At 46.5% G+C, this 16,205-nt stretch carries 16 protein-coding genes; 7 read left to right on the top strand and 9 right to left on the bottom strand.

What is annotated here, in order from left to right; translation table 11 throughout:
* Positions 1–187 precede the first annotated feature (187 nt).
* Both METMK1DRAFT_RS12860 and METMK1DRAFT_RS12855 read right to left on the bottom strand, forming a co-directional pair.
* On the bottom strand, positions 188–1,255 hold the full coding sequence (locus tag METMK1DRAFT_RS12860; protein ID WP_009074863.1) for a DUF373 family protein: 1,068 nt from the start codon (positions 1,253–1,255) through the stop codon (positions 188–190).
* On the bottom strand, positions 1,209–2,114 hold the full coding sequence (locus METMK1DRAFT_RS12855) for a coiled-coil protein (RefSeq protein ID WP_009074861.1): 906 nt from the start codon (positions 2,112–2,114) through the stop codon (positions 1,209–1,211). The genes METMK1DRAFT_RS12860 and METMK1DRAFT_RS12855 overlap by 47 nt, the downstream gene beginning before the upstream one ends.
* Positions 2,115–2,392: 278 nt before the next feature.
* Between METMK1DRAFT_RS12855 and METMK1DRAFT_RS12845 the strand changes: the two genes are divergently transcribed.
* The 3 genes from METMK1DRAFT_RS12845 (at position 2,393) to METMK1DRAFT_RS12835 (ending at position 4,228) form a co-directional block, all read left to right on the top strand.
* Positions 2,393–2,674 (top strand): H/ACA ribonucleoprotein complex subunit GAR1/NAF1, encoded by a 282-nt coding sequence (locus METMK1DRAFT_RS12845; RefSeq protein ID WP_048088015.1) that lies wholly within the window; start codon positions 2,393–2,395, stop codon positions 2,672–2,674.
* On the top strand, positions 2,674–3,558 hold the full coding sequence (locus METMK1DRAFT_RS12840; RefSeq protein WP_048088108.1) for a transcription initiation factor IIB: 885 nt from the start codon (positions 2,674–2,676) through the stop codon (positions 3,556–3,558). Before METMK1DRAFT_RS12845 ends, METMK1DRAFT_RS12840 begins: the two co-directional genes overlap by 1 nt.
* Before the next feature lie 298 nt (positions 3,559–3,856).
* The gene (locus tag METMK1DRAFT_RS12835) at positions 3,857–4,228 is read left to right on the top strand and encodes a winged helix-turn-helix transcriptional regulator (protein ID WP_009074853.1); all 372 of its coding nucleotides are present in this window, start codon (positions 3,857–3,859) and stop codon (positions 4,226–4,228) included.
* Here METMK1DRAFT_RS12835 and METMK1DRAFT_RS12830 read toward each other — a convergent pair.
* Genes METMK1DRAFT_RS12830 through METMK1DRAFT_RS12810 form a run of 5 tightly spaced genes read right to left on the bottom strand, consistent with a single transcriptional unit; the run spans position 4,217 to position 8,597 of the window.
* Positions 4,217–5,365: a tRNA (guanine(26)-N(2))-dimethyltransferase gene (locus METMK1DRAFT_RS12830; RefSeq protein WP_048088014.1), complete on the bottom strand. Its 1,149-nt coding sequence runs from the start codon at positions 5,363–5,365 to the stop codon at positions 4,217–4,219. The two genes, METMK1DRAFT_RS12835 and METMK1DRAFT_RS12830, sit on opposite strands and share 12 nt — an antisense overlap.
* Positions 5,331–6,266: a helix-turn-helix domain-containing protein gene (locus METMK1DRAFT_RS12825; protein ID WP_009074847.1), complete on the bottom strand. Its 936-nt coding sequence runs from the start codon at positions 6,264–6,266 to the stop codon at positions 5,331–5,333. The genes METMK1DRAFT_RS12830 and METMK1DRAFT_RS12825 overlap by 35 nt, the downstream gene beginning before the upstream one ends.
* A complete protein-coding gene (locus METMK1DRAFT_RS12820; RefSeq protein WP_009074844.1) occupies positions 6,223–6,636 on the bottom strand; it encodes a DUF61 family protein in 414 nt (137 codons plus the stop codon). The genes METMK1DRAFT_RS12825 and METMK1DRAFT_RS12820 overlap by 44 nt, the downstream gene beginning before the upstream one ends.
* Positions 6,637–6,656: 20 nt before the next feature.
* Positions 6,657–7,358 (bottom strand): fibrillarin-like rRNA/tRNA 2'-O-methyltransferase, encoded by a 702-nt coding sequence (locus tag METMK1DRAFT_RS12815; protein ID WP_009074842.1) that lies wholly within the window; start codon positions 7,356–7,358, stop codon positions 6,657–6,659.
* Positions 7,359–7,364: 6 nt separating this feature from the next.
* On the bottom strand, positions 7,365–8,597 hold the full coding sequence (locus METMK1DRAFT_RS12810; RefSeq protein WP_009074840.1) for an rRNA biogenesis protein: 1,233 nt from the start codon (positions 8,595–8,597) through the stop codon (positions 7,365–7,367).
* 71 nt (positions 8,598–8,668) lie between these two features.
* Between METMK1DRAFT_RS12810 and METMK1DRAFT_RS12805 the strand changes: the two genes are divergently transcribed.
* The 4 genes from METMK1DRAFT_RS12805 to METMK1DRAFT_RS12790 all read left to right on the top strand — a co-directional run bounded on the left by METMK1DRAFT_RS12805 (position 8,669) and on the right by METMK1DRAFT_RS12790 (position 13,174).
* Positions 8,669–8,839: a 30S ribosomal protein S30e gene (locus tag METMK1DRAFT_RS12805; protein ID WP_009074838.1), complete on the top strand. Its 171-nt coding sequence runs from the start codon at positions 8,669–8,671 to the stop codon at positions 8,837–8,839.
* Between the two features lie 33 nt (positions 8,840–8,872).
* Positions 8,873–10,192, top strand: a complete 1,320-nt coding sequence (gene gatD / locus METMK1DRAFT_RS12800; protein ID WP_009074833.1) for a Glu-tRNA(Gln) amidotransferase subunit GatD — start codon at positions 8,873–8,875, stop codon at positions 10,190–10,192.
* Positions 10,185–12,086 carry a Glu-tRNA(Gln) amidotransferase subunit GatE gene (gatE, locus tag METMK1DRAFT_RS12795; RefSeq protein WP_009074831.1) on the top strand — a complete coding sequence of 634 codons (1,902 nt, stop codon included), beginning with the start codon at positions 10,185–10,187 and terminating at the stop codon, positions 12,084–12,086. The genes gatD and gatE overlap by 8 nt, the downstream gene beginning before the upstream one ends.
* Before the next feature lie 104 nt (positions 12,087–12,190).
* A complete protein-coding gene (locus METMK1DRAFT_RS12790; RefSeq protein WP_009074829.1) occupies positions 12,191–13,174 on the top strand; it encodes a hypothetical protein in 984 nt (327 codons plus the stop codon).
* On the opposite strand, the gene METMK1DRAFT_RS12785 is transcribed toward METMK1DRAFT_RS12790, so the two are convergent.
* Both METMK1DRAFT_RS12785 and METMK1DRAFT_RS12780 read right to left on the bottom strand, forming a co-directional pair.
* Positions 13,161–13,535: a transcriptional regulator gene (locus METMK1DRAFT_RS12785; protein WP_048088106.1), complete on the bottom strand. Its 375-nt coding sequence runs from the start codon at positions 13,533–13,535 to the stop codon at positions 13,161–13,163. The genes METMK1DRAFT_RS12790 and METMK1DRAFT_RS12785 overlap by 14 nt on opposite strands.
* Before the next feature lie 60 nt (positions 13,536–13,595).
* Positions 13,596–16,049, bottom strand: a complete 2,454-nt coding sequence (locus tag METMK1DRAFT_RS12780; protein WP_048088013.1) for an adenosylcobalamin-dependent ribonucleoside-diphosphate reductase — start codon at positions 16,047–16,049, stop codon at positions 13,596–13,598.
* Between the last annotated feature and the right edge of the window lie 156 nt (positions 16,050–16,205).

Here is a 16,205-nt window from a genome sequence, read left to right as displayed (position 1 = left end):
ACAGCGTAAGTTAAAATATCCTCCCTTAGTACTCGAAGTGAGGATCTCACAGATACTAGGACTGAAACGCTGTAAATGTAGGCATTACTACTTGTCGTCTATACCTACAGGGTCAGGAAAAGCTTTCTAATTACTCGTATCCTCAGAGAAATGGCCACCAGCCGGTCATACAAGTTGTTGCTAGTCGTCAGCCCCTAGTTAATCTCGACTTCTCTAGGATACTCAGCGCGAAATATGTCGCTATAAGTAAGAACGATGAGAGTAACAGGAGATAAAACGACTGAATTTGTATAGCATATATCCCGTTCTCTAGGTTCTTTAAAAGCTGGCTTAGAACTAGGTAAGCCAGTACCGAGGCTGCTATCTTTAGTACATCATGCCATACTTTAACGTCCCTATCCATGGCCCTAGATATGAGCTTGCCTGCGTATAAAATTACAAGTGAAAACGTCAAGTAGGGCAGAACGGCCAGCGTAACCGAGGAGGCACTGGAAATGGATAACTCCTTATATTGAATTCCTGTAAGATAACCATTTATAATAGCTAATATTAGCGAGATCGTAGAGAGAATAGCTACTATAACCATGATGGTCGAATTTTCCCACCATCTTTCTATGGACTCGTCTATTCCGAAACCCCTAACTAACATAGCAATACCCAACACCAGCAGGATCACGGGCAGCAAATAAGACGTGAGTCCCATTATGGACAGCACGCTGGATAGAAAGAGGATGATCCCTGGAACGCCTAAGAACAGTCTGGAGTACCTGGGTTCTGTTACCAGCCTTTTGAGGTATTTAGCGAGAAGTATATAGGTTTCCTCAACTCCCCTATGTTGCTCCACAATGACCCTTTCAATACCAACAATCTTCACCCGGCTCTCTATGATCGGAATTGCTTTGGCGTCCTCCGGGCTATCATAGACCAGGATTGCCTGATCTGGTCTCACAGTCTTCATAACGTACTCTATCTCCTTCGAGAGGTTCATCTGTGCCTCCAGACCTCCCTTCTGTGAACCTGCCACAAAGACGATCTCTACGTCCTCCCCTTTCTCCTTCATATCTAGAAAAATATTGAACGCTGTGATCATGGAATTCAGATCGGAGTCTAGCGCTAGAAACCTGGAAGCTTTCTCTATGGCTTCCCTTGCTTCCTTCTCGCCGATCACTGGTGACTTTATCCCAGCCCTCTCCAGGTCATTATCGATGTCAATGTAAATTACCGTGGTCTTCATCTTTTCCCCTGGCAGCCCCATAAAGGGCATAAAAGTCCTCGAATGTTAGCCTCTCCCCTTTCTTTAATTTCTCCTCTGCGACTTTCCTTTTTCTCTCTAAGACTTCCGCATCGTTAGCACCGCCATATACACCTCTCTCCATCTTCTTCTGAGTCTCCACCTGTTTCTCTAGCTCTCTGTTCTTCTGCTCTATCTGGCTATTCAGATCCTCTATCTCCTTATTCTTCTGCTCTATCCTCTGCTTCAGCTCGTCCAGTTCCTTTTTGATCTTCTCTCTCTCTTCTTTCAATGAGGCTATCAACTTCTTCTTCTCACTTATCTCGCCCACTGTTGCTGAGATCTTCTGCCTAATCGTCGCGAGCTCTATCCTTTTAGCTAGGAACTCCGCTTTCTCTTCATTCCCTTTCTCCTTAATTTTTAGTATTTTCTTAGCCTCTGTGAATTTCTTCTCCAATTCAGCTATTTTCTGAATCAGCCTCTTCTCCTCGTCTAGAGTAAGCGATGAAGTTTGGATTCTCCACTCGAGGCTCTTTATGCGCTTTTCGAGCAAGTCGGGATTCAAACCTTGTGTCTTCTTCATAAGATTCTTTAGTTCTTCAAATTCCCTCCTCATCTCCTTTATTACGTCAAATAGGGCGTCCTTCTTTTGCTTAAGTTCCTTCAACTCATTGATCCGGGCATTATACTCCTGGAAAAGTGTCTCGAGCTGGGCCCTGACGGCCTTTAGCTTCTCTATTTTTTCAATCCTCCTCTGTCTTAACTTCCTTACTTCCTCTATCGCTGCATATTTCTTTTCCTTCAGCTTGTTTATCTCCTGTCTAAGGTCGCTTATCCTTTTAAGAAGGTCTTCTTCCGCTGCCTCTGCTGGCGGGTTGCTCATCAGGGCTTACATAGAGATTGCTATGTTAATAACTTTTCCTAAACTCGAAGCGGACAGCTGGGCCTACCATAGTGATCTGTCAGAATTAAAAGCCAAAATTACGTTCGGATTGACTAGGGGGTTCTGGAACCTAAACTGGGTGGCGACTGACGAGATGGATACGCTTTATATTTCCTATGGCCAATAATCTCAATCCTAGGCTCGTATTATCTCTTCAATTATCTATCGAGTATTATCATTAGTGATATATAAGTGTGGAAAGAGTATTACCTTCTATCGTGAAACACGTTAAACAAGTCCCCATGGGTCGTTTCGTCAAGTCCGTCCTTAATGAGAAGTGGTTGGTAGCAGCCAACCCCAACCTAGACTACTCAAGGGAGGACCCAACGGGCCTAATACTCCTTGACAGCGGTGGGAGAAGAGTAGGCAAAGTCTTAGATGTCTTAGGACCTATAGAGAACCCCCTTCTTCTCGTAGAACCCCTTACTAGAGAAGAACCTAGGGGTGACGTCTTCCTCGAGATGCCCAGAATCGGGAGGAAGAGGGGTGGCAAGAGATGATGGTCTGCCCAACGTGTGGAGTCGGCGATAAAATTATTTATGACCAAACGAGGGCTCAATTCATCTGCAGTATAGACGGTACTGTTATCGCAGAAAACGTAGTAGACACCGGCCCAGAATGGAGAGAGTTCGATAGCTCGGACAGAGACAAGAAGGGAAGAGCTGGATCTCCCTTCACGAACAGAGTCCACGACGGAGGTATCACTACAATAATTGGTAGAAGTGCCAGAATGAAAGACAAAGTCAAATTAATGAAACTTCAGAGATGGCAAAGTAAACTTAGAGTTGCTGCAAGGGATAAGAAAGTGGTAACCTACTTGTCGACTCTAAACAGTGAAGCAGCAAAGTTGAACTTACCGGAGCACGTTAAGGAGACAGCTGCAATGATAATTAAGAAACTCATAGAAACTGGTTTAGCCAGGAGAGTTGACATGTACGCCCTTATAGCTGCTACATTATATTACGCTAGCCAAGTTAATAATTTCCCTATCTATATCCAAGAAATAAGGAAAATATATTCCTTAGATACGAGTACTCTTTGGAAGGCCCTCGAGAGAGTGCAGGCTGTAGCTAAGAACACTCAGAACATGAAGTCCAAATTGAAGCCGGTTGAGCACATACCAAAGATCGTGAATAGGTTAAATCTGCCTCAGCAGGTTGGAACCAAATCCGCTGAACTAGTAGATCTGATGTTCAACACGGGTCTGACCAGCGGGAAGGGGTATTTGGCACTGAGTGCTGCAATGGTTTACCTCATCAGTAGCCTTATGGACGTGAAGAAGACCCAGAAGGAGGTAGCAGAGGCGTTGCAGATAACTGAGGTAACTATTAGGAACAGATACAAGGAGATAGTAAGCAACTTTGAGATTGAGGTTTCAATATGAGCCGTTTCATACAACAATTGATTGATGTCGAAACCGTTTTGTTGTAATAGGGGCTTGGGGCCTCTTAGGTGAAATTTAGTTTAAAATCGATTTCGATTCGAAAGGTTTTACCATTCAATGCCTTCTAGCGCACGTGAGGCTCTTTAGTTTTTTATGATTCTGGTTTCCCATTAAAACCTTTCCAGATTTTAAACTTTACAAGGCTAAGGAACCTCGATGAGGGAGGGAGTTGAACGGAAGTAAAGTAAATAAGCCTGCAATCACATATTATAAAATCAGCTAACCCAGGTGAAATGGTTTGGAGACAAAAATCTCAACAAACGAGGAATTAGTGCACAGAAAGATAGCGGAGAGTGGTGATGAAGGAATCTCGCAACAAGAACTTGCAAGAAAGCTCGGTATCTCTACAAGGGAACTCGCTACTACAGTGAAGAAATTGATTAATAAAAAAATGATAATCAAGAAGGCAGTCAAGGAGAACGGAAAGCCTGTAATTAAGCTCTTTGCTGTGAGGAGGATAGAGGAACAACAAATATACGTCAATCTAGGTAGTATAGAGGATATTCCATGTTTCACATGTAAACTTCTCTTCAAATGTGATAATGGAGCTCACGTGACTCCAAGCTCTTGTACCAAGTTATCTAATTGGATTCTGTCTTCAGTAGCTTGACTTCAAACATTCCACAACTTCCTTGAACTCCCTCGAGGTTTTAATTCCAACGTTATTGAAGTGTGTCCTTGAGGCATCACCTAGACATTCTAAGACCTTATGTATAGGCCTCATATTTGTCCTCAGTTTTGATGCTATGACGCTGAGGTTGTAATATAGCTTGTATTTATTTTCATTCTTTAATAAATTTAAAAGATATGATAATTCACTATAGCTTTTTAGATATGAAAATTTTTCGAGAACAGACCTCATTTTATCCAAAAAGACCTCATCGTTGATACTTCCAGTCCACGCTGGTCCGGAGGAGAGTAAGGATCCACCGCACAACGGACATGACCTGATACACGGGTCGGTATCTAGAAAGATATAGCCACATTTGGTGCACTCATACATAGTGCCTAACTCCTGGAGAGACTTATCGGCCCTCTTCGCACCAGGCTCTAACTTTACAAACAGTCTGTAGTAATACTCCTTGTAGAAGGAGAAGAGAGGAACTACCCCCCTCTCAAAGAGGGCCGCGTCTCTGACCACTTTACCCAGAAGGATCCTCAGTCCTGCCTCCTTTGAGTAACTGAGCTTAGAAGTCCTAACACCGTACTTCCTGAAGCAGGAGGCTCTGGAGCTACCTTCTAAGGGGGCCAAATCGGTAGCTGTCAATGCTATTACCCCACCCCTCCTCGTTGAGGCTACAGCGCCCAGAGTGAAGGGTGATGGAGAGCCAAAGGGATCCACATCCGTAAAGTCCACCTTAAATTGGTGCATTGCCACGTTAGCGTCCAATTGAGTTATCTTATAGTTCTTCAGACCGTTTCTCTCTACGTTGATTCTCAGTAAGGTTATTGCCGCTGGATTCTTGTCATTAAAGATAGTCTCATCTGGGGAGACGCTCTCCAGGTTGTACCTGATTCCCCTGATCCCAGTAGCTGACATTGAGTCCAATATGGACTTCGGGGAGAGGAGTGAAACAGCTATAACGCTTGCATCCCTATTAAAAGTCATCTTAGGATTATAGAAGACAGGAGCCCAGGATGGGTCATACTTTCCTTCCCTAGAGTATGCAGAGGGGTCAGGGGCTAAGATCTTAGCCTTTCCCTCGACTACTTCATATAATTTCGTCCCCAAGGCTATCAATGTCATCCTGAGTGAGGATATTAAACCCATCCTTCTGTAATCTCTTTGCAGAGACCGAAGTCCTAGCCATAACTAAGAGCTTAGTCCTAAGTCCTGAGGCCATCTTTATGGCTTCCCTTAACTTCTTTTCAGTCTCTTCAGAGTTCTTGGGTTCTATGGTGACCAACACTTTTTCGGATCCTTTGGACGCTACAACGTCAACGGCTGTGAGTCTCAAAGTTGCAGACAGGAAACCTATCTTTGCCAGACTGTCGGCTATTTTGGAGCTGAGACCTTCACCAGCCGTAGGTTCCTCAAGAGAGAGGTTGTTCTGCACTCCGTCGCAGACATCCCCTATGATCTCGTCACCGAATATATCAATTAACTTCTCGGCGACCTCGATGGAGACATCGGATTCCCCGTTCTCGTAATCATAGATGGTCTTCCTGGTCACCCCGAGAAGCTTGGATAGATCACCCATACTGTAGCTCATCTCGATTCTCTTCCTTTTCAAAACGTCTGGCCTTATCTTGATGAATATCCCTCCCCTTGTCCTATATATGAAAATCTTCTCGCCCCTTAAAGCCCTGCTTAATCCCTCTAAGGAAAGGCCTATGACATTACCTTTCCCTATGGCTATGTCCTCCTCCGTCTCATCCGTAACTATCACAGGGGTACCCCCCAGAATAACGGAAAAGTTCCTCAATTCCTTAGTCTCATCCTTAGATGTATGATCCCCAGAGATCCTGATGACGAATTTCCTGTACTTTCCCTTGGCTATAACGTCTATAGATTTCCTAGACTTCTCTGGATACTCTATGACGGAGTACTCCTTCGACTCCTCTTCTAATATCCTTACCACTTCATCTGGAAGACTAGGCATATCATAACTCATCCTCTGTTCTGTCTGATCCAGAAATACTATCATGACTAAGGGTAATAAATATTAGTGATTTATACTGCCTGAGGAGAGATTCCATCTGCCCTCCAGATAATACTGAATTCTCCTTGCCTAGTATTATGGAGAGGGCTCTCCGATCCCACTCAGAGCCGTTAAGTTTGTACTCTCCTGGAGACGGGAGTTTAACGAAGATGAGGGGTATCCTAACTAGAGACCACAGGTATAGGGGTATCGACTGGGATATCTTCCTGAGCTCCTCGGGATCAAACCTATGCTTCAAGCCGTTATTAAGCGCTATTTCGACCTTTCCGTCCAAAGCCTCCTTTAAGGTAACATACTCTGCGGGCATAGAATCCAAAAGGTCCTTGAGACCTATATTGAATATCTTATCGAACAAGGGTCTCTATGCCCTGTCACCTATTGGAGCCTCGCTAACACCATTGCGTGATCCTTATCGTAAGGATGAAGGTTGATTATTTGAGTTACCTCAAAACCCTCGTTTTTAAGCTTCTCAGCCTCGGCTTTGAACACCTCAGACGGATCCTTAGTCACATCTATACTCCTCGCCTTTATGGCTAGGAGTAAGTGACCCCTGTCGCGTAGGAAGAATCTTGCATTATAGACTGCTATCTCTGTCTGGTCGGGCTGGGCTATATCGACATAGATCACGTCTGCGTCCTCAACTATTGCGGAATAGTTTTGTGGAAACCTCGCGTCTGCCAGGATAGGGAACATGTTAGGTCTATGCTGTGCTACCAGAATGAGTTCCCTCACTACCCTAGGCGAGAACTCCACACTATAAACCTTGCCGCTGAGCTCAACTATATCTGAAATATGGCTTGGAGTCGTCCCAGAGGCTGCACCTAAATAGAGTACTCTTGAACCCCTCTTCACTGGACTCTCCTTCAGGCCTTTAAGGATAGCCCCAGCCAGCTTGCTCCTGAATGCGTTCCACTCCCTGAATTCCGCGTCCCTGTACTTGAAGGTTCTCTCTCCGTACACTGTGAAACCGGGAGCTAAGTTTTTAGTGCATAGCCTCACTGTACCGTCTACATAGACGCACTCAAACACGTTCTCCATTTTAGTTTCCCTGACAGTCTCCAATACCTCACTTGACATGCTCTATCATCTCCTCTTTCCTTTCTTTCCCCTTTTATGCTCTCTTCTACCCTCCTGTTTCCTTCCCTCTTCCTTGTTCTGCTGTGGCTTCCTTGGAGGTGGTTGTGCATATTTAGTCTTGATCTCCTCTATCCTTTTGTTAATCTGCTCCACTAGTTGTTGACCTATAAATCTCCCACTATATGCGTCTACCCTAGCCGCTATGGCGAGTTTCGCTGCCAGAGCTCTCGCTATCTTTCCTCTCTGCCATCTCGGCGACACGTGTATGGCAGGATACTGGAATATTATACCGTGCTTTGGAGGTCTGCTGCCGCTCTTCAGTGCCCTAAAGAGGGCTTTCTCAGCACCTAAAACTTGGATGGTGCTGGCAGGCATCTTAGATAGCTCCTGAAGGCTTCCAGCTAGGCTCAACAGCCTTGCCCCTAATGTCGGACCTACCAATTCGGTAACGTTAGGGGCAACTTCCCTCATCACAGAGTCCAAGTAATCGTAGAGTGTACTTCTAAGTTTGTAAAGGGAGAGAATTGTGCCCGCTAACTCCCTTATGGAGTTTATGTCCGCCTCCGATATATCAGCCCCTATGCTCTTCTTTGCTGCATCGTATAACTTTTTGGCCCTCTGTTCATTCATGCCAAGCTCAATTAAACCTTCAGGGGTTATGTTATCCCTGTAGCCAGCCTCCCTGACTATTTTCGAGTATTGCTCGTGGTCTTCTATCATCTTGTCCATCTCTGGGAAGTGAAGGCTATACCACTCTCTCAATCTCTCAGAAAAGAGATTAATGGTCTTATCTATATCGTCTATGGCTCTTATGGCCTGGATGGCCAATAGATCCCTCTTCTGCGCGGCCCTCCTTAACTTCCTCCTCGTATACTCCAGGGAGACCTGGTACAGGAAGGAATAGAGCTCTTCTGGGGTCTCTGCGAATTTGACCTTTAACGCTATTTCCGGTAACGACTCCCTCAGCTTCTTAGCCCCTATATGATGTGGTTTGGCTGTTACCTTTATACCGAGGTTCTGCATCCTTGAAGACTCGGCTTCACTTTCTAGGATTACGTCTGAAGGTTTGATCTTCTGTATGAGCTCCATTGTGGCAGACATGGGTTCTCCGTTCTCTAAGGCAATGAGCATCTCAACAACTTTACCTAGCTCTTTTGGATTGAGTACGTAGTCCACTAGGTTCCCAGATTCATCGAACGCAAAAGAGCCAATGGTGTGTTCCGCTAGATAAATTTTCATTGACTAAAGCCCACATCAGTCTAAAAGCTCTAAGTTTAAATGTCTTGTTTTGACTATACATTCCGATAGACATGCCATCTCACGGTTCGTTAACGAAAGCCGGTAAGGTAAGGGGTCAAACTCCTAAGATACAGCCTAAAGAGAAGCACAAGGAGCCCCCTAGAGTAAGGAACAGGATGGAGTATGAGAGAAGAGTGTTAAAGGGGTCACAGAAACCTCAGAGAGCAGCCAGAAGGATGTAACTTTTTATTAATTATTTTCTCTTATATCATAAAATGTTAGAAGGATATAGGGGTAAAGCCCTGGAATTACTTGAGAAGATAGGAGCGGAAGTTGGGGATGTGGTAGAGATAGTGAAGAACGGCCTTACCGTGAGGGGACTCTTGATGCCATCTTACTCCAAGGACGACTCAATCCTCGTTGTGAAGTTGGACAACGGATATAACGCAGGTTTCTCCATAGAGAACGCAACTTTGAGGTTGATAAGCAAGGGAAAATCCAGAATACACCCAGTCACATCAGAAGAGAAGAGGAGGAGCGAGGTCAAAATAATAAGCACCGGGGGCACTATAGCCAGCAGAGTAGAGTATGAAACCGGAGCCGTGAGACCTGCTCTCAGTACCGAGGAAATACTGATGTTCGCACCAGAAATAAAGGAAATAGCTGAGGTCTCAGCCGAGATCCTTTTCAGTATCCTGAGCGAGAACATGAGGCCGGAGTATTGGATCAAGATAATTCAATCTGTGGTATCAGCGTTTAAGGAGGGTAATAGCGGGATAGTGATAGCTCACGGTACCGATACAATGAGTTTCACAGCTTCTGCTCTGGCCTTTGCCCTAAAGAAACTTCCTGGTCCGGTCGTCATGGTAGGTTCACAGAGGAGTAGTGATAGGCCCAGCAGCGACTCAACGATTAACCTGATATCATCAATTCTGCTAGCCAAACATGGAGAGTTCGCTGAAGTCGCAGTCGCAATGCACGGTGAGAGTTCCGACTCCCACGTCTTAGCTCACAGGGGAGTCAAGGTGAGGAAGATGCACACGAGCAGGAGGGATGCGTTCCAGAGCATTAATGACATTCCTTTAGCTAAAGTGTTCTGGAGAGAGAAGAGGATAAAGATGCTAAGAACCGACTTCATAAAGAGAAGCGACGAGGTTGAGGCTAGCCCAAAGTTCGAGGAGAAGGTATTCCTCTTGAAGTTCTATCCAGGACTTAGGCCAGAAATTGTGGACTACCTGGTTTCATCGGGCGTGAGAGGGATAATCGTGGAGGGGACTGGCTTAGGTCACACCTCGGATCAATTCGTGGACGTCTTCAGGAGAGCAGAGAAGGAGGGGGTGTTCGTGGGGATGACCTCCCAGTGCCTATTTGGAAGAGTTAACATGAACGTCTACACCACCGGAAGGCTATTACAACAGGCTGGAGTGACTCCACTTGAAGATATGTTGCCTGAAGTAGCTCTGGTCAAACTAATGTGGGTATTAGCCCATGAGACAGACTTGGCTGAGGTGAGAAGACTGATGCAAAGTAATCTAGTTGGCGAGATTAACCTGAGACATACAATAGACCTGTTCCCGAGGTGGAAATATGAGTGACGATTATAGGAAATTGGGACTTAAGGTCGGTCTTGAGGTTCATCAACAGCTGAACACTAAGCACAAGCTCTTCTGCCAATGTCCAACCGAGCTCGACGAAAAGGTTGGGAATAGCCTAGAGAGGTACTTGAAACCGGTGATGAGTGAGCTCGGTGAGATAGACGTAGCGGCTTACTTCGAGTGGGAGAAGGGGAAAAAATTCGTCTACGACGTCCCTCTGAATTCATCGTGTCTAGTTGAATGTGACGAGGAACCCCCTCATCCCATGAACCTTGAGGCAATAATGATAGGTCTGGCAATAACAATTGCACTACACGGTAATCCGGTAGATGAAGTTCTAGTCATGAGGAAGACTGTAATAGATGGTTCTAATACCTCGGGTTTTCAGAGGACGGCCATAGTGGGTCTGGGGGGTTACCTAGACGATGTAGAGGGCAGGATCTCCATCCAGACTATAGCAATAGAGGAAGACGCTGCGAGAAAGATCGAGGAGTTGAAGGATACTGTCAGGTACAATCTAGACAGGCTTGGAATTCCTTTGATAGAGATATCTACAGGTCCCGATATAAGCTCCCCAGAGCAGGCTAAGAGGGTAGCTTTAGAGATAGGTCAGATGCTCAGGTTGACTGGTAAGGTGAAGAGAGGTCTGGGCACCATAAGGCAGGACCTTAACGTGTCAATCAGTGGGGGAGTTAAGACAGAGATAAAGGGAGTACAAGACCTTGATCTAATCCCTAAGATTATAGAAAATGAGGCTAAGAGGCAGAGGTCTCTCCTGGAAATTAGAGAGGCACTGCGTTCTAGATTGGACAAGGAAACGTTCCTTGAGAACTTTATGTTTAAGGAATTAACTGACCTATTTCGTGAAACCAAGAGCAGGGTAATTCTATCGGAATTAAACAGGGGAGGTCAAGTGATCGGGATAAAGGCTCCAGGATTCGCAGGTATCTTAGGAAAGGAGGTAATGCCGGGAAGACGATTCGGGACAGAAGTTTCGGACTACGTTAAGTCTCTAGCAGGACTGGGGGGGATATTCCACTCTGACGAGCTCCCGAACTATGGAATAACAGAGACTGAGATAAGCAAGGTAAGGGAAACCCTAGGCATTCATGAACGTGATGCATTTATACTCATTGTAGGACAGAGGGAGAAGTTGGAGAAAGCGGTCTCTGTGATTAGAGACCGATTAGCCCACGCCTTCGAAGGTGTACCAAAAGAGACCAGAGCCGCAAACGAGGACGGAACCAGTAAGTTTATGCGACCTCAACCTGGCTCTGCCAGGATGTACCCAGAAACTGATATACCCTCCATAAGAATCACGACAGACCTACTCAGAGAGGCAGAGACTATCGCTCCCCCTACCCCGGAGGAGAAGCTCGATAGCCTTCTAAAACTTGGCCTCAACGAAGAGCTAGCCAAACAGGTTCTGAACAGTCCCAGACTGGAGCTCTTTGAGAAATTAGTTACAAAGTTCGGGCAAAAAGTTCCCCCCACTCTGATAGCTTCAACCCTAGAGAACACACTGAAATATGTCAAGTCTCAAGGCGGTGATATAAACAGGGTTACTGATAGTGTGATTGAAAAGATACTGGAGGAGGTATACGAGGGAAGAATATCTAAGGATTCTATACCTTCAATCCTGCTGGACTATTGTTCTCCTGGAGAGAACAGGAACCTAAGAGAGATAATTGTTAAGTACACACAACTGAGCGACGATGAGTTGTTGGCCATAATTAGTGCGGTGGTGAAAGAGAGTGAACAGGAATTGAGAGTTAAGGGGGAAAAGGCATTTGGAATTGTCATGGGAAGGGTGATGGACAAAGTAAGGGGAAGAGCCGAAGGGAGACGGGTGGCTGAGTTAATAAGGAGGGTGTTGAAAGAGAAGAGTGGATGAGGAGTTACCCCCGATTCCGATCGATGAGGAAAAGGCATTTGACTGATCTATTACGGTGAGCCCAGACGGAGTTCCTCTCAAGGATCCTAGGAGGAAAGGGGACAGTGGAGATAGAGGGGGAGTTGCTTGGCGTCGAACAACTGCCTCAGTTAGCGAGGGTAACAGGAACGGTTCTGTCCTGGAGGAGAAGCCTCACATTAATTGGACCTGACGGAAGTGCTGTCAGGGTTTTAGGTCAAGGAGAGCCGATGAACGCTCTAGCTCCCCTTCAAGAAATCCAAATTCCATGGACGTTTCCAAAACTTGACTATGATAGTCTAGTATCGATGGCTAGAGATCTAATACCGTGCGGTGAGGGCAGAGGATTCCTCAATCCCTCTCCTTGGGAGAGAGCGGCCATCCTCGACGGAAAGGAAGTAACTCTGGGACCTGGGGAGATGGGGGGAGACGCAGAGATAGGGGAGGAAAGAGGCGTCAGTTCAATAAAATTATATACGGGGTTCTACAACGTCCACCTATATCACTTGAACCCACTCTACATACAAGACTTGGGTCAGGCTTCTAGTATTAAACTGAAGTCTTACTTAACGTCACTCCAAAACACCTTTGGAATAACCGTAGTCTCTAGGTCTCCTTTCGATTTAGAATTTGAGGACGGGGAACTTAAAGTTCAAGGGGGAGATCTTAAATTGATCAAGTCGAATGACTGGAAGGAGGCTAAACCACACAGACTAGCTTGGGACTCGATTAACGAAGTTCTGACGATGGATTGTCAACCTAAATATAGGGTGTCCCTTCTTAAAATAGAACCATCCTCAGTTTTGCCCGTTTACATTCGTTATGAGGACTTTAAGGCGGAGTTAGGCCTACTCAACCTTAACGATAGACCTGTCATCTCTACCCTTTACCTCCCTGCTAGAATAACCTCTGCCAAAGTGAGGAACTTCGACGAGGGAAAGTGGGAAAACCTGGAATCCGAGTTCGACAGAGTCAGAATTCCAATAACTAAGTGGGGACTATCCTTAGTCTACATAGAGCTCAGGAGACTCCTTGAACAGCTCTTGAAGAAAAAGATCATTTCAAAATGATATTAGTCTCATAAAGACACGAAGGTAGATCCAATCCGTTCTTTTTAAGAACCCTCTTTCCTTCCGCACAAAGGATACAGTAATAAGTGGACAGCTGTTTCGGCCAGTTGGGAGAGGCCATCTTATCAACTAAATCGCTTATCATCTCCATGAGCCTTGGATCCCTCTCTATTATATCCCTTACTGCGTTTCCCCTCCTTTTATTCATGTAATTAGCTACAGCCGCAGGGGTCACTCCCATGACCATGGCTGCTCTATATAGAGGATAACCCTTGTCCTTAACCAGTTTGGTTGCTATTATGGATCTCATGGCTGGCAATAGCTCCTTCACTGAGAACTCACAAGGTGGAACCAATGACATAAGTACTACCATTAATCTATTATGAACGCTAATATAAAAACATATTTTAGATTGACTAGATTATAGTTCACAGGTCTTACAACCGCCCGAGAAGTTCTCACTTACCTCCACGAACTTCTTCTCCAACCTGAGGGGGGAAGCCTGCTTGGCTTTTTCCTCCCTCTCTTTCTTTATCCCGAAGTATATGACCTGCTGGGACTTGCTCTTGTCCCTATACACGGTTATCCCCTTTATGCCCAGCTTCCAGGCAGTCATGTATACCCTCTCCACAGTTTCCGTAGTCTCCTCGCTTCTCAGGTTTATGGTCTTAGAGGTTCCAGAGTCGTTCCATTGTTGCCAGGCTGCCTGATGGAGGACGTGGAACATGGGAGGGACTTCGTGGGCAGTCCTGAAGAGCTTCCTGATGGTCTTGGGAATGAAGGGATTGTCCCCCACCTCCCCACTCTCAGCTATTTTCTTGACTACCTCTGGCGTGTCCAACTCATACCTCCTAAGATAGTCCAGGAACAACGGGTCTATCTCCATGAACCTTCCCACCGCCACGTTCCTTATGAAGGCTAGGGCGAAGAGTGGCTCTATGGAGGAGGAGGTGCCAGCTATGATGGAGATCGTGCCCGTTGGGGCGACCGAGACCACAGTGGCATTCCTCAGACCGTACCTCAGCCTCATGTCCTTCAACGTGGAGAAGTCTAGCTTGTTCACCTCTGCCGTGAGCTTTCTCACGTACTCCGAGGGTTCCCCGTGGACTCCGGCTGTGGAAAGGAGTTCCTGCAGATCCCTTGCGGTCTCCCATATGTCCCTGTACCTCACAGGATCGTAGGCTGGGAAGGAACCTTTCTCCTTAGCCAACTCCACTGAGGTGTGTAAGGCGTGATAGTAAATGAACTTGGCCAGTTGATATGAGAGGAAGACCGCGTCGACGCTGTCGTAGGGTATGCCCAACTTGATTAGCATCCTGGCCAAGCCCATAACTCCCAGACCTACCTTTCTCGTCCTCTTGGTAGCCTCCTCTATCTGTCTCAACGGGTATCTGTTGGCGTCAACCACGTTGTCCAGGAACCTGACGGCGTACCTTATGGTCTCAGCCAGTCCGTTCCAGTCTATCCTACCGTCCACCACGAACTTCTCCAGGTTCAGGGAACCCAAGTTGCAGGACTCCCAGGGAAGGAGGGGTTCCTCACCACAGGGGTTAGTTGCCTGTATCTTGCCCAAGTACCAGGCTGGGTGTCTCCTGTTTATCTCATCAATGAAGAGGAGTCCTGGGTCACCGGAGTCCCAGGCACCCTTCACCACCTCGTTGAAGAGCGTCCTGGCGTTGACCCACTTCACCACCGCCCCCTCTCTCTCAGCTATGACCAAGGCCTCATCCACGGTGATTATCCTGCTCTCGTCTAGATAGATTGAACCCCTCTCCTCCAGTTCCCTGAGGATCTCCTCCTGTACCCACTCCTCGTCCATGTAGTTCCTCGCCCTCACTATGTAGTAGTCGTAATCAGTACCAGGTATCTTGGTCTTCCTGGGGGTGATCACGGGTACCTCTGCACCCCTCTCCACTGCATTCATGAAATAGTCATAAACGCCCACAGATATGTTGAAGTTCTGGAGCTGGACGTCCTTGAGCTCACCTGTCTTGGCCTTGATGAAGTCCTCCACGTCGGCGTGCCAGACGTGCATCACGCCCATGTTGGCTCCCCTCCTCTTCCCGCCTTGCTTCACCACGTCTGTGGAGACGTCGAAGATCTTCATGAATGACACTGGGCCAGAGGCTACACCTGCCGTGGATGCCACGACGTCTCCCTTGGGCCTCAGCTCGGAGAAATCGAAACCAGTACCCCCTCCCTGTTGGTGAACTAAGGCCATGGCCCTCAAGGTATCATATATCCCGTCCCCGTTCTTGGTGGTCATGGAGTCCCTGACTGGGAGCACGAAGCAGGCTGAGAGTATCCCCAGCCTTGTGCCAGAGTTCATCAGTGCTGGGGTGTTGGGGACGAACTTGAGCGATGACATTATCTCGTAGAACTTCTCTTCATATTCCCTCCTCCTCTCCTGGGGTTCTACGCTAGCCAGGTGCCTAGCCACTCTCCTGAACATCATCTGCGGAGTCTCTATGTACCTGAGGGTGTTGGGATCCTTCAGCAAGTACCTAGCCTCCAGAACTTTCAGGGCATTGTAGCTTATCAGGAGATCCCTCTCGTCGAAGGACTTCCACCCTCCCTTACCGAACACGTGATTATAGATCCTGGCTAGGACAAACTTCTTGGCCAAATCCATGAGCTCTGGGTGCTCCAGGGAGTTCTCAACTAGGTTCCTCTCCACTATGTCTGCTACAACCTTAGTTTCAATGACGTTATCCTTGGCATTTTGCAACACGTCATTGGCTATGCCGTCTAAAATCTCGTCTGGAACCATGCCCAACTTTGACAATATCTTCTCCATTCTGAACTCTTCCTTCCTACCGTCACGCTTGACTACTGACACCTTTGAGATGGAGATTATACTCAGCTCTTTCTGCATTTTAATCATACTATGCTCTTTCTCCCTTAATTAAAGAAATGTCTTCTTCTAAACGGTATTACCATCAAGTGGGCGATGTGACTATTACTCCATCACTCCTCCAATTTCTGAACGTGGAGGTGACTAAATCGGGAGATCTTAGGAAAGATGCTACCT

It is taken from the genome of Metallosphaera yellowstonensis MK1 (assembly GCF_000243315.1).
Classification (GTDB): Archaea; Thermoproteota; Thermoprotei_A; order Sulfolobales; family Sulfolobaceae; genus Metallosphaera; species Metallosphaera yellowstonensis.
The sequence above is the reverse complement of the archived record's forward strand: the minus strand, read 5'-3'. Positions and strand labels throughout refer to the sequence as shown.

Bases quoted from the DNA above. Each gene is read 5' to 3' on its own strand.
- METMK1DRAFT_RS12840 (WP_048088108.1), top strand. From the start codon at position 2,674: ATGGTCTGCCCAACGTGTGGAGTCGGCGATAAAATTATTTATGACCAA.
- METMK1DRAFT_RS12805 (WP_009074838.1), top strand. From the start codon at position 8,669: ATGCCATCTCACGGTTCGTTAACGAAAGCCGGTAAGGTAAGGGGTCAA.
- METMK1DRAFT_RS12855 (WP_009074861.1), bottom strand. From the start codon at position 2,114: ATGAGCAACCCGCCAGCAGAGGCAGCGGAAGAAGACCTTCTTAAAAGG.
- METMK1DRAFT_RS12825 (WP_009074847.1), bottom strand. From the start codon at position 6,266: ATGATAGTATTTCTGGATCAGACAGAACAGAGGATGAGTTATGATATG.
- METMK1DRAFT_RS12810 (WP_009074840.1), bottom strand. From the start codon at position 8,597: ATGAAAATTTATCTAGCGGAACACACCATTGGCTCTTTTGCGTTCGAT.
- gatD (WP_009074833.1), top strand. From the start codon at position 8,873: ATGTTAGAAGGATATAGGGGTAAAGCCCTGGAATTACTTGAGAAGATA.
- METMK1DRAFT_RS12780 (WP_048088013.1), bottom strand. From the start codon at position 16,049: ATGCAGAAAGAGCTGAGTATAATCTCCATCTCAAAGGTGTCAGTAGTC.
- METMK1DRAFT_RS12785 (WP_048088106.1), bottom strand. From the start codon at position 13,535: ATGTCATTGGTTCCACCTTGTGAGTTCTCAGTGAAGGAGCTATTGCCA.
- METMK1DRAFT_RS12830 (WP_048088014.1), bottom strand. From the start codon at position 5,365: ATGACATTGATAGCCTTGGGGACGAAATTATATGAAGTAGTCGAGGGA.
- METMK1DRAFT_RS12815 (WP_009074842.1), bottom strand. From the start codon at position 7,358: ATGTCAAGTGAGGTATTGGAGACTGTCAGGGAAACTAAAATGGAGAAC.
- METMK1DRAFT_RS12860 (WP_009074863.1), bottom strand. From the start codon at position 1,255: ATGGGGCTGCCAGGGGAAAAGATGAAGACCACGGTAATTTACATTGAC.
- gatE (WP_009074831.1), top strand. From the start codon at position 10,185: ATGAGTGACGATTATAGGAAATTGGGACTTAAGGTCGGTCTTGAGGTT.